The organism is Microbacterium sp. Marseille-Q6965, from assembly GCF_946151065.1.
Taxonomy (GTDB): domain Bacteria; phylum Actinomycetota; class Actinomycetes; order Actinomycetales; family Microbacteriaceae; genus Microbacterium.
The window spans coordinates 282,553-295,220 of the sequence record NZ_CAMGZA010000003.1 but is presented as its reverse complement, the minus strand read 5'-3'; the positions used below and the strand labels follow the sequence as shown (position 1 = coordinate 295,220).

The following is a 12,668-nucleotide window of genomic DNA, read 5'->3' as shown; positions in this document are numbered from 1 at the left end:
GCCACCCCATCCCTCCCCACGGTCAGTGATCGCCGTGATGGAGGAGGTCGGAGATCTCCTCGAGGCCGTCAACGGCCCGGGTGCCCGCGGTGTCGGACGCGATCGCGCCGCTCACGAGGTGCACCTGGTCGTTCGAGATCGCCTTCACCTCGGCGAGCGCGGGCGAGGACAACAGCGACTGGAACGGGCCGAGGCCGGCACCGCGGAAGTCCTCCACGAGGATGAGGTCGGGGTTCACGTGCGCGATGCGCTCGGGGTCGGCCGGCGCCGCCCCCTGACCGGCGCCGACGACCTCACCCCCGACCTCCGACACGAGGTGCGACATCAGGGTGGTCGCGGGCTGGATCATCTGCTGCCCACCGCGGGCCATGAGCAGCAGCACCGTCGGTGCGTGCTCAGCGTCGGCAGCGTGTTCCTGCGCGTGTTCGACGAGGTCCTGCCGGCGCTCGCGCATCGTCGCTACGACCTCGTCGGCGGCCTCTTCGGCCCCCAGCGCCTCTCCCAGCACGTCGACCGCGTCCATGATGCCGTCGAGAGTCTGGAACGACGAGGTCGGGAAGGCGAGCGACGGGATGCCGGTCCCGGCGAGCAGGTCGGCCGCGGCCTGCTCCCCGTCGTGCCGCTGGGTCATGAGCACGAGGTCGGGCTCCAACGCGAGGATCTGCTCGGGATCCGGCGTCGTGTTGGTCTCGAGAACGGTTTCGACCTGCTGCGCGAGCTCGACCTGGTTGCCGGCACCCTCGGTGACGCTCCCGCTCGAGATCGCCGCCATGCGGTCCGGGCCCACCAGCTCGAGCGCGAGATCCCCGGTCTCGGTGGAGAGGGCGACGATGCGCTGCGGCTCGTCCGCGATCTCGACCGCGGCGCCGGCGACATCGACGGTACGGGGCCACTCGGCGGCCGGGGCGGTCGTTGCGGCGACGTCGGCCTCCGTGGCGGCGCAGGCGGTCAGGGCGAGGGACGCGGCCGCGAGGGCGGCAGCCGCGGCGAGCGGGCGGAAACGGGTGGTGATCATGCGGGTTGCTCCATCGGTGCGTATTCGGGTGGGCCCGCGGTGTCCGCGGGAGTCAGGGTGCCGAGCAGGGCGATGCGCAGTCCGCCCGTGTCCGCGCAGGGCGACACTCGGGCGCGGACGCCATAGACGTCGGCGAGGAGACGCGGCGTGAGCACGTCGCTCGGAGCACCCGACGCGACAACCGCCCCCCTCGCGACCACCGTGATCCGGTGACAGACCCGCGAGGCGAGTTCGAGGTCATGCAGCACCACCCCGACCCCCACGCCGTCGTGTGCCACCTCGCGGATCAGGGCGAGCACGTCGAGCTGATGACGCGGATCGAGCGCGGCGAGCGGCTCGTCGAGCAGGAGCACGGCGGGCTGCTGCGCGAGTGCCTTGGCGATGAATGCCAGACGCCGCTGCCCTCCCGACAGTGCGCGGACCTCGCGCGCTGCGAGCGATGCGATCCCCGCGCGGTGGAGAGCGGTGTCGACCGCCTCGGCGTCAGCCGCCGTCGGGGCAGCGAGGAGGCCCCGGTGCGGATGACGGCCCATCATCACCAGCTCGCGCACGCGCAGATCGTCGCCGTGCCCCGCCTCCTGCGGCAGGAGCGCGCGAATCCGCGCCCGGCTCCGCGCCGACAACCGCGACACGTCCCGCGCCCCCGCCAGGACGGCACCTTCCGCAACGGGGAGGGTGGAGGCGAGCGCGCGCAGCAGCGTCGACTTGCCGGCGCCGTTCGGACCGATGATGCCGTGCACCTCACCCGGCGCGATCCGGATGTCCGCGCCCGAGAGCACGTCCCGCCCGTCCCGCCGCACCCTGACCGCTCGGGCGGTCAGGGCCGCGCCGCTCACGCGGCCACCCTGCGCCGGCGCAGCACGAGCAGCATGAGCGCGGGCGCCCCGATGAGCGCGGTCACGGTGCCGGTCTGCAGCACGATGGGGTCGAACAGCATGCGGGCGCCGACATCGGCCAGGACGAGGAAGACCGCGCCCACCGCGGCAGACAGCGGGAGCAGCCGGCGGTGGTCGGCGCCCGCGAGGAGCCGCACGAGGTGCGGGACGACGAGACCCACGAACGAGATGACGCCGGTGACACACACGGCCGCCGCCGTGGCGAGCGCGGCGATCGCGAGCAGACCATGCCGCGCGAACGGCACATTCACCCCCGTCGCCGACGCCTGCTCCTCGGAGAGCGTGAACAGGTTGAGCACGGGGCCTGTCACGCACAGCAACGCCACGCAGACGAGGACCGGCCCCGCCGCGACGGCGGCGTCGCCCCACGTGCGGGCGGTGAGATCGCCATTGAGCCAGAACATCACCCGCTGCACGTCGGAGGCCTCGCTCGCGTTGGCGAGCACGGCGGCCACCACCGCCCCGAGGAGGGCGTTGATGGCGATGCCCATGAGCACAAGCGTGGAGGGCGCCCCGCCGGCGAGCTGCGCGATCGCCTGCACCGCCAGTGTGGCGGCGAGCGCTCCCACGAAGGCCGCCAGCGGAAGCATCCACCACGCCGTCGCAGCAGCGCCGGCCACGATCGCCGTGACCGCGCCCACGGCCGCACCGCTCGACACGCCGATGATGCCCGGCTCGGCGAGCGGGTTGCGGAAGAGCGCCTGCATCACCACACCGCTCACCGCGAGCGCGGCACCCACCAGGGCGGCGACGAGCACCCGAGGCAGGCGCACGGTGAGGACCAGCGCGTCAGTGCCGGTCGGAATCTCGCCTCGGAGTGAGCCGCCGAGGGCGGCGAGGACGTCGCCGAGCGGCGTCGGGATGGGGCCGATCGCGGTCGCCACGAGAAGCGCGAGGAGCACGCCGACCACGACGGCCACCACCAGCGCCGCCCGCCGCGCGAGGCCGCGTCGGCGAGGCAGCGGTGCGGCGACGAGCCGCCCGGCGGCAACAGACATGCGTCCCCCTCAACACAAGAACGATAACGGTTCTCAGTATCTTATGTGAGAGAACGTCCTTTCCTCGACGAGCGGGCTCGCGAGGCTACGCGAGCAACGCGCGGAAATCGTCGGCGGTCAGGGCCGCGGCGCCGGCGGCGTCGTCCGAGCCGAGCACGTCCTCGAACAGTCTTCGCTTGCGTCCCTGCAGCTCGACGACCTTCTGCTCGATGGTGCCCGCCGCGATGAGGCGGTAGACCATGACCGGGCGGTCCTGACCGATGCGGTGGGTGCGGTCGACGGCCTGGGCCTCGGCCGCGGGATTCCACCAGGGGTCCAGCAGCACGCAGTAGTCGGCGGCGGTGAGGTTGAGACCGACACCGCCGGCCTTCAGCGAGATGAAGAAGACGGGCACCTCACCGCGCATGAAGCGGTCGATCATCGCGCCGCGGCGCCGCGGTGGTGTCGACCCGTCGAGGTATGCGTAGGCCACCTTGCGCTCCTCGGCGACCGTGGCGGCGAGGCCCAGGAACTCGGTGAACTGGCTGAACACGAGCACGCGGTGCCCCTCGGCGACCACCTCGTCGATCAGCTCGCCGAGCGCCTCCAGCTTGGTCGATGGTCCCCCGGCTCCGGCGAGCGACGGGTCGAGGGCGTGGCGACGCAGCGTGGTGAGCGAGGCCAGGATCTGCACGCGGTTGCGGTTGACGTCGTCGAGCAGACCGAGCAGCTTCTGCTGCTCGCGGCGGAACCGCCGCTCGTAGGCTCTCCGGTGCTCCGGGTGCAGCACGACCTCGCGCACCTGCTCCGTCTTCGGCGGCAGCTCCGGCGCGACCTTCTCCTTCGTGCGCCGGAGCAGGAAGGGCCGGATCCGCGAGCGCAGGCGATCGAGACGGGCCCGGTCGCGGTCCCGCTCGATCGCGCGCTGATACTCCTCGCGGAAGTGCGCGCGCGTGCCGAAAAGCCCCGGCGCGACGAGCGTGGCGAGGGCGAAGAGCTCCAACAGATCGTTCTCCATCGGTGTGCCGGTGAGGGCGAACTTCGTCGGCGCGTCGAGGAGCCGCGCGCAGGCGTAGCCGCGCGAGGCCGCGTTCTTGATCTGCTGCGCCTCGTCGAACATCGCCACCCGGAACCCGAGCTCCTGGAACTGCTCCACGTCGAGGCGGAAGATGGCGTAGCTCGTCACGACGAGCCGGGCGTCCTGCACCGCATCCGCCACGGCCGTCCCGCGCTTGGCGGCGGTCTCGGAGACGGCCACGGCGCGCAACTCGGGCGCGAAGCGCCGCGCCTCCGCCAGCCAGTGGCCCACCACGCTCGTGGGGGTGACGACGAGGAAGCGCGCACCCGGCTCGTCGAGGCGGGCCTGATCGAGCGCGGCGAGGGCTTGCACGGTCTTGCCGAGCCCCATGTCGTCGGCCAGCACACCGCCGAGGCGGTGTCGCCGCAAGAAATCGAGCCAGCCGAAACCGGTGCGCTGGTAATCGCGCAGCTCGGCCGCGAACGACGGCGGCGGGTCGCGCGGTTCGATGCGCGCATCGCCCAGCGCCCGCACGGCGTCGAACCAGTCGCTGCGCTGCGCTTCGACGATCCCGAGCTCCGACAGCTCTCCCCACAGGTCGATCTGGTGGCGGCTGATCCGGACCGCGTCGGACGTCTCGTCGGCGAGCGCCCGCGCCTCGGCGAGGATGTCGCGCAGCCGTGCGAACAGCGGGCTCGTGAGCGGGAAGACGGTGCCGCTGAGGAGCGTGAAGTACGTCTGCCCTCGCGACAGCGCCGTGAGGAGCTCGCCCGTGCTGACCGGCTCGCCCTGGATCGTGACGACGATCCGCAGCTCGAACCAGTCGTTTCCGCTCGGGTCCGCCCCGATCCGCACGTGCGGGTCCTCGGTGGCGAAGGTGTACCGGGGCAACTCGTCGTGTGCCTCCACGCGCAGACGCTCGACGGATCGCAGCGCCGGCAACACCGAGGCGAGGAACTCGATCGTCTCGTCGCGACCGAGATCGCGCGAGACGAACGGCGCGTCGCGCCCGCGCTCCCCCACCAGGTGGGCGAACCGCCCCGCGGCATTCTCGACCTCGTCGAGGATGCGCCGCTCGGCGTCGGCCAGCCGGTGCGCGCCGCCGTCGTCGTACTCCCACTCCCAGTACAGCCGCGTGTGCGGCTGCGCGTGACGGATCGCCAGGACGAGCGTCGGCAGCGCCGGTTCGGGCACGTCGAACGATCCGTCGCTGGAGACGAGCGAGGCCACCGCCCGCAACGCGGGAAGGTACTCCCGCACGAACCCCTCGACCCTCGTCGCGGGCACCGAGAGCCGCCCGGTGCGCTGCAGCCGATCGAACTCCTCGCCGACCGGCCGTTCCAGCGGCACGAGCGCCGTCACCCGCCCGTCCTCGACGCGCGCCATGGCGGCGGTGGGCGCCCCGAGCGGCAGCATCCGCTCCCCGGGCTCACCGCCCAACGCCGGCTCCACCCACAGGCGGCCCCGCACGGTGCGCAGGTCGAGCGCGGCGGCGACCGGCCGGCGCTCCAGCGGCACGACGCGCTGGAGCCGCTCGTCCGCCACGAACGGCACGCCCGCCTCCTGCGCCTCGGCCAACAGCGGCCACAGCCCGAGGGAGGGCACGGCGTCCAGCCGGATCCACTCCGGGCTGCCCCACCCGATGTCATACCCCCGGCGGCCCCCGCCGCGCAGCCGGGCACCGACGGCGGGGAAGTTGCCACGCGAGGCGTGCAGCGCGTGCAGGTCGGCGAGCACCCGCCCGCGCCGGTCGGCGGCGCCGACGTCCGCAACGGCGTCCCACGAGATGCCCGAGCGGATCCAGGCGCCCGAGCGACCGCGCACCGCGGGGCGGACCGCGACGCCGACGCCCGGCGGGTCGCCGCGCTCGGCGGCGCGCACGGCGAACAGCAGCGCCACGTCCGTCCCGTCATCGTCAGCCGCCGGACGCAGGATGCCCTGCAGCGTCCGCTCCCACGGGTCCACCCCGCGCCGGGTGGCGACCCCGCCAGAGCGCGCGGCGATCCCGCCGACCCCGAACGGCTCGTCGCGCTCCGCGAGCGCGTGCAGCGCCGCGGCGGCGTGCGCACAGCCGCGCCCGCCGTCGTCGGCGCACCACGTGCGAATGCGCCCCTTACCCGTCTCGTCGAACTCGGCCTCGACCTCGACGCTCGCGGTGCCCACGGCGACGAGTGCCGCCGAGAAGTCCGGACCGACGTCGGCCCGCAGGATCCGGATCGGCACGCGGCTTGCCAGCATCCGGCCCGCCTCGGCGTCGTCTGCCGCGCAGAGCGCGTCGACGAGCTCGGGGGTCAGGAGGAGTGCGGGCACCAGCCGAGCCTACGGACCGCCGCCGACAGCCGCCGTCACCGGCGGCGTCAGTCGAGCAGCAGCGCCGGCTCTTCCAGCACGGCCGCGATGTCGGCGATGAAACGGCTGATCTTGTCGCCGTCGACGATGCGGTGGTCGAACGACCCCGACACCGTCGTCACCCACGCCGGACGCACCTCACCCTCCACCACCCACGGCTTCTGCCGGATCGCGCCCATGGCCACGATCCCGGCCTCACCGGGGTTGATGATCGGGGTGGCGGCGTCCATCCCGAAGACGCCGATGTTGGTGATCGTGATGGTGCCGCCCTGCTGATCCTCGGGGCGGGTGCGACCCTCGCGCGCCGTCTGCGTGAGGTTCTGCAGCGCGACGGCAAGCTCGCGCATCGACATCGCGTGAGCCTCCTTGATGTTGGGCACGAGCAGGCCGCGCGGCGTCGCCGCCGCGATGCCGAGGTTCACGTAGCCGCGCACCTGGATCTCCGCGCCGCCGTCCTCCGTGTCGATCCACGCCGAGTTGATCTCCGGCGTGCGCTGCACGGCCCACAGCAGCGCCTTGGCGAAGACGAGCAGCGGCGAGATGCGCACGTCCGCGAACTGCGGCTGCTGCTTCAGCCGCTGCACGAACTCCATGGTGCGGCTGGCGTTCACGTCGGTCCAGACAGACACGTGCGGGGCGGTGTAGGCCGACCCGACCATCGCGTTGGCGGTCGCCTTCCGCACGCCCTTGACGGGGATCGCCTCGTAGCGGTCGTCCGCGGGGCGCGGCGGCACGCTGCGCGGGGGCGCGGGCATGCGACGCTCGCGCTCCTCGGGCCATTGCGGCGTCTCGAGGTTGCGGAACACCTTCGCCTGCTCGGCGTGGCGCAGCACGTCGTCGCGGGTCACATCCCCGGCCGGCCCCGTCGCCGTGACCTCCGACAGCTCGATGCCGAGGTCGCGCGCGAGCTTGCGGATCGGAGGCTTCGCCACCACACCCACGGTGTCGGTGACGGTCTTCTCCCGCGGCGCCTTGCGCCGGCGCGTCTGCACCTCGCCGCCGGTGCCGTAGCCGACGAGCACCGAGCCGCCGGCGTCGGCGGCCGGCTCAGCGGGCGCCGCCGGGGCCTGCGGGGCCGGCGCCGCTTGCGCGGGCTGCCCCGTCTCCGCGGACACGGCGAGGATCGGCGTGCCGACCGCCACGGTCTCACCCTCGTCGACGAGCAGCTCCGACACCGTGCCGGCGAACGGCGACGGCAGCTCCACGAGCGACTTGGCCGTCTCGATCTCGGCGACGACGTCGTTCACGGCGACGGCGTCGCCGGGCTTGACGTGCCACTGGACGATCTCGGCCTCGGTCAGTCCCTCGCCGACATCGGGCAGGTTGTAGGTCTGCATCCGGATCCTCCTAGTAGGCCAGTGCGCGGTCGACGGCCTCGAGCACGCGATCGGCGTCGGGCAGATACGACCCCTCCAGCTTGGCCGGAGGGAAGGGCACGTCGAAACCCGAGACACGCAACACGGGCGCCTCGAGCGAATAGAACGCGCGCTCGGCCACCGTCGCGGCGATCTCGCTGCCGACGCTCGCCAGGGCGGGCGCCTCCTGCGCCACGACCATGCGTCCCGTCGCGCGCACCGAGTCGAGCAGCGGCCCGTAGTCGATGGGCGACAGCGAACGCAGGTCGATCACCTCGCAGCTCGTGCCCTCGGCCTCCGCGAGCACGGCCGCCTGCAGCAGCGTGGTGACCATGGCGCCGTGGCCCACGAGCGTCACGTCGGTGCCCTTGCGCACGACGCGGCTGCCGTGCAGCGGCATGGCCCGCTGCGACAGGTCCACCTCGCCCTTGTGCCAATAGCGCGACTTGGGCTCCATGAAGATGACCGGGTCGTTCGACGCGATCGCGTCCTGAATCATCCAGTACGCGTCGTTCGGCGTGGACGGGCTCACCACGCGCAGACCGGGCGTGTGGGCGAAGTACGCCTCGGGGCTCTCCTGGTGGTGCTCCACGGCTCCGATGTGCCCGCCGTACGGGATGCGGATGACGACCGGCAGCGACAGGGCGCCCTCGTGGCGGTTGGTGAGCTTGGCCAGCTGCGTCGTGATCTGGTCGAAGGCGGGGAAGACGAAGCCGTCGAACTGGATCTCGACGACGGGCCGGAAACCGGCCATCGCCAGGCCGATGGCCGTGCCCACGATGCCGGACTCCGCCAGCGGTGTGTCGAGCACCCGGCGGTCGCCGAAGGAGGCCAGCAGACCCTCCGTGACGCGGAAGACCCCGCCGAGGCGGCCGATGTCCTCGCCCATCATGAGAACGCGGTCGCTGTCGGCCATCGCCTTGCGCAGGCCGGCGTTCAGCGCCTTGCCGAACGTCATCACCTCGATGCTCACTCGCCGGCCTCCTCGAACGACGCCTCGTACTCGGCCAGCCAGGCCGCCTGCTCCCTCATCAGCGGGTGCGGCTCCGAATACACGTGGGCGAACATCGACTCCGGGGTCGGCGCCTCCAGCTGCAGCGTGCGCACGCGCACGTCCTCGGCGTAGGCCGCCGCGTCGGCGTCGACGCCCGCGAAGAACTCGTCCGACGCGCCGCGCGAGCGCAGGTACGTGCGCATCCGCTCGATCGGGTCGCGCAGCGCCCAGCGCTTCTCCTCGTCGCTCGTGCGGTACTTCGTGGGGTCGTCGCTGGTCGTGTGCGCGCCCATCCGGTACGTCACCGCTTCGATCGCGCGCGGTCCGCCGCCGGCGCGGGCCTCGTCCAGCGCGAGCTTCGTGGCGGCGTAGCTGGCGAGCACGTCATTGCCGTCGATCCGGATGCTCTCCATGCCGTAGCCGCGGGCGCGGTCTGCGAGCGGCACCGGCGACTGCGTGGAGACGGGCACCGAGATGGCCCACTGGTTGTTCTGCAGGAAGAAGACCTGCGGCGTGCGATAGCTGTTGGCGAAGACCATCGCCTCGTGCACGTCGCCCTGACTGGAGGAGCCGTCGCCGTAGTAGACCATGACGGCCTCGTCCGAGTCGGGGTCGCCCGTGGCGGTCTTGCCGTCGAAGCCGAGCCCCATGGCGAGGCCCGTGGCGTGCAGGGTCTGCGATCCCAGCACGAGCGTGTAGATGCGCGTGCGGCCGTTCTTCGGGTCGGTCGGATCCCAGCCGCCGTGACTCACCCCGCGCATCAGCTTGATGATGTCGACGGGATCGACGCCGCGGATCGTGCAGACGACGTGCTCGCGGTACGAGGGGAAGATGTGGTCCTGCGGACGGCTCGCGCGCGCCGACCCCACCTGGGCCGCCTCCTGGCCCTGCGACGGCGGCCACAGCGCGAGCTGCCCCTGACGCTGCAGCAGCGTGGCCTGCCGGTCGAAGGCGCGCACGACGACCATGTCGCGGTAGAAGGTCTCGAGCATGCGATCGTCGAGACCATCGATCACCGGAACGTACCGTTCGGCCGCCTCTGTGGGCGAGATCGCCCCGTCGGCGCCGAGAATGCGCACCAGTCCGTCGTCCGTCTCGGTTCGCGCGTCAGTCACCGTTCCACGCTATGTCCGCCGCGGCGGATCGGCGGTGCGGCACTCCCGACAACGCCTCGGCGAATCCGATGGCGAAACCCCACAGTCGTATGCACGCGCGCGAATGACCACCGGGATTAGGGTCGTCGGGATGCGTCGCTCGCGCGACGAGAGGAGGCCTGCGTGAACGTCACGGAGATCTATCGAGCCGCCCGGGATCAGCTGCTCGCGCTCGGCGATGATCACGAGAGGGCCGTCGCCGAGTTCCGCTGGCCCGAGCTCGGCGACGAGTTCAACTGGGCGGTGGACTGGTTCGACGCCGTCGCGAAGGGCAACGACACCCCCGCGCTCGTCATCGTGGAGGAGGACGGGTCGACGCTCCAGCGGTCGTACGCGGAGCTGTCACGCTCCTCCGACATCCTGGCCGCGTGGCTTGCGGACCGCGGCGTGCGCGCTGGCGACCCGGTGCTGCTCATGCTCGGCAACCAGGTGGAGATGTGGGACGCGATGCTCGCGCTCATGAAGCTGGGAGCGGTGATCCTGCCGACCACCGTCGCGATCGGCCGTGTCGACCTCGCCGATCGGGTGACGCGCGGCGACGTGCGCGCCGTCATCTGCAACGCTCCCGATGCGGACAAGTTCGCCGGGCTCGATGGCTTCCTGCGCCTGAGCGTGGGCGAGGCCGACGGCTGGGCCGATCTGCGCGCCGCCCGCGACCGGCCCTGGGCGCCCCTCCCGCACCCCCGCACGAGGACGACCGATCCCCTCCTGCGCTACTTCACGTCCGGCACGACGTCGCTGCCGAAGCTCGTCGAGCACTCGCAGGTCTCCTACCCGGTGGGCCATCTCTCGACCATGTACTGGATCGGTGTGCGTCCCGGCGACACGCACCTGAACATCTCGTCCCCCGGCTGGGGCAAGCACGCCTGGAGCAGCTTCTTCGCGCCGTGGATCGCCGAGGCGACGATCTTCGTCTACAACTACGCCCGTTTCGACGCGGCCGCCCTGCTCGCGGAGCTGCGCCGGCGCGATGTCAGCACGTTCTGCGCTCCGCCCACGGTGTGGCGCATGCTCATCGGCGCCGACCTCGGCGAGCGGCCTGCGGGGCTGCGAGAGCTCCTCTCGGCCGGCGAGCCGCTCAATCCCGAGGTGATCGCGCGCGTGGAGCGCGCCTGGGGCCTGACCATCCGCGACGGCTACGGCCAGACCGAGACGACCGCGCAGATCGGGAACACGCCGTCGTCCCGCATCAAGCCGGGATCGATGGGACGGCCGCTGCCCGGCTACCCGGTCGTGCTGCTCGACGCCGCCACTGGGCGGCGGGTCGACGGTGTGGGCGAGGGTGAGCTCTGTCTCGACCTCTCGCACGATGTGCTGCCGCTCATGACCGGGTACTGGGGTGACCCGGACCGCACCGCCGCGGTCACGCGCGACGGGTACTACCGCACCGGAGACGTCGCCGCGCGCGACGCGGACGGCGACATCACGTACATCGGTCGCACGGACGACGTGTTCAAGGCGAGCGACTACAAGGTCAGCCCGTTCGAGCTGGAGTCGGTGCTGATCGAGCACCCCGCCGTCGCGGAGGCGGCGGTCGTGCCCGCGCCGGATCCCGTGCGCCTGGCGGTGCCCAAGGCCTATGTCGCCCTGGCACCCGGGTACGAGGAGAGCGCGGAGGTGGCCGAGAGCATCCTTCGCCACTGTCGCGAGAACCTCGCGCCGTACCTCAGGGTGCGCCGCGTGGAGTTCTTCGAGCTGCCCAAGACGATCTCAGGGAAGATCCGCCGCGTCGAACTGCGCGCGCGGGAGAACGACCCCGACGCCGACCTCTCGCGCGAGTATCGCGAGGAGCACTTCCCCGGGCTCACCGGGCGCGGCTGAGTCGAGGGCGCGGCACCGCTCACCGGATCGCGCGGGCGACCTCGACGATCGGTGCGAGCGACTCCTCCTCGCCCACCGAGATGCGCACGCCCTCGGGGAAGGGCCGCACGACCAGCCCCGCCGCGTCGAAGGCGCGGGCGACGTCGGGATCGGTGGTCGGCAGCCACACGAAGTTCGCCTGACTCACGGGCACGTCCCAGCCCGCCTCGCGCAGCGATGCCGCAAGCCGATCACGGCGCTCGGCGATCGCGGCGACGCGCTCGGCCATCTGCTCCTCGTGCTGCAGGCTCGCGACGGCGGCCGCGACGCCCTGCGCGGTCACCGAGAGCGGGATGAGCGTGGCGCGCGCCGCGTCGAGCACGCGTGGGTGCCCGACGGCGTAGCCCACCCGCAATGCGGCAAGCCCGTACGCCTTCGAGAACGTGCGCAGGACGACGACATTGGGGTGGCGCTCGAAGACGCGCTCGGCAAGCCCGTCGACCGCCGCGTCATCGGTGACGAACTCGGCATACGCCTCGTCGAGCAGGATCAGCACGTCGCCGGGCACACGCGCGACGAAGGCCTCGAACTCGGCGCTCGTGATCACGGGGCCGGTCGGGTTGTTCGGGGTGCACAGGAGGACACAGCGGGTGCGGTCGGTCACGGCGGCGGCCATGGCGTCGAGGTCATGCCGGCCGTCCGCGAGGTTCGGCACCTCCACGGCGGTCGCGCCCGTGACCAGGACCAGGCCCGGGTAGGCCTCGAACGAGCGCCACGAGTACACGACCTCGTCCCCGACCGATGCGGCCGCCTGGAGGAACGCCGCGAGCAGCGACACGCTCCCGGCGCCCACGAGCACCCCCTCCGGGTCCACGCCGTACTTGCCGCCGAGCGCCTCGCGCAGCCGGGCGGCGGTCGCGTCCGGGTAGCGGTTCAGCGACACCTCGGCGCGCACCGCCTCCACGACGCCCGGCAGCGGCTCGAAGGGGTTCTCGTTGCTCGAGAGCTTGAAACCCCCGACGCCGGCGGCACGCCCCTGCTTGTATGGGGGCAGCGCCGCGATCTCGGGCCGGATTCGGGGGAGGACGGGCTCGCTGGTCACTCGACGAT

9 protein-coding genes are annotated in these 12,668 nt (G+C 72.4%); 1 reads left to right on the top strand and 8 read right to left on the bottom strand.

Going from position 1 to position 12,668, the window contains the following annotated elements:
• Positions 1-22: 22 nt before the first annotated feature.
• The 7 genes from N8N77_RS10430 to N8N77_RS10400 form a co-directional block, all read right to left on the bottom strand.
• On the bottom strand, positions 23-1,015 hold the full coding sequence (locus N8N77_RS10430; RefSeq protein ID WP_261166765.1) for an ABC transporter substrate-binding protein: 993 nt from the start codon (positions 1,013-1,015) through the stop codon (positions 23-25).
• A complete protein-coding gene (locus N8N77_RS10425) occupies positions 1,012-1,851 on the bottom strand; it encodes an ABC transporter ATP-binding protein (protein ID WP_261166763.1) in 840 nt (279 codons plus the stop codon). Before N8N77_RS10425 ends, N8N77_RS10430 begins: the two co-directional genes overlap by 4 nt.
• Positions 1,848-2,909, bottom strand: coding sequence for an iron ABC transporter permease (locus N8N77_RS10420; protein ID WP_261166761.1), 1,062 nt, complete (start codon positions 2,907-2,909; stop codon positions 1,848-1,850). The genes N8N77_RS10425 and N8N77_RS10420 overlap by 4 nt, the downstream gene beginning before the upstream one ends.
• 85 nt (positions 2,910-2,994) lie before the next feature.
• A complete protein-coding gene (locus N8N77_RS10415; protein WP_261166759.1) occupies positions 2,995-6,216 on the bottom strand; it encodes a DEAD/DEAH box helicase in 3,222 nt (1,073 codons plus the stop codon).
• Positions 6,217-6,263: 47 nt separating this feature from the next.
• Positions 6,264-7,598: a dihydrolipoamide acetyltransferase family protein gene (locus tag N8N77_RS10410; RefSeq protein ID WP_261166871.1), complete on the bottom strand. Its 1,335-nt coding sequence runs from the start codon at positions 7,596-7,598 to the stop codon at positions 6,264-6,266.
• Between the two features lie 4 nt (positions 7,599-7,602).
• A complete protein-coding gene (locus N8N77_RS10405; protein ID WP_261166870.1) occupies positions 7,603-8,568 on the bottom strand; it encodes an alpha-ketoacid dehydrogenase subunit beta in 966 nt (321 codons plus the stop codon).
• Between the two features lie 11 nt (positions 8,569-8,579).
• Positions 8,580-9,719: a thiamine pyrophosphate-dependent dehydrogenase E1 component subunit alpha gene (locus N8N77_RS10400; protein ID WP_261166758.1), complete on the bottom strand. Its 1,140-nt coding sequence runs from the start codon at positions 9,717-9,719 to the stop codon at positions 8,580-8,582.
• 162 nt (positions 9,720-9,881) lie between these two features.
• On the opposite strand from N8N77_RS10400, the gene N8N77_RS10395 reads away from it, so the two are divergent.
• Positions 9,882-11,579 carry an AMP-binding protein gene (locus tag N8N77_RS10395; protein WP_261166756.1) on the top strand — a complete coding sequence of 566 codons (1,698 nt, stop codon included), beginning with the start codon at positions 9,882-9,884 and terminating at the stop codon, positions 11,577-11,579.
• Positions 11,580-11,598: 19 nt separating this feature from the next.
• Here N8N77_RS10395 and N8N77_RS10390 read toward each other — a convergent pair whose 3' ends face one another.
• Positions 11,599-12,660, bottom strand: a complete 1,062-nt coding sequence (locus N8N77_RS10390; RefSeq protein ID WP_261166753.1) for a histidinol-phosphate transaminase — start codon at positions 12,658-12,660, stop codon at positions 11,599-11,601.
• Positions 12,661-12,668: the final 8 nt, after the last annotated feature.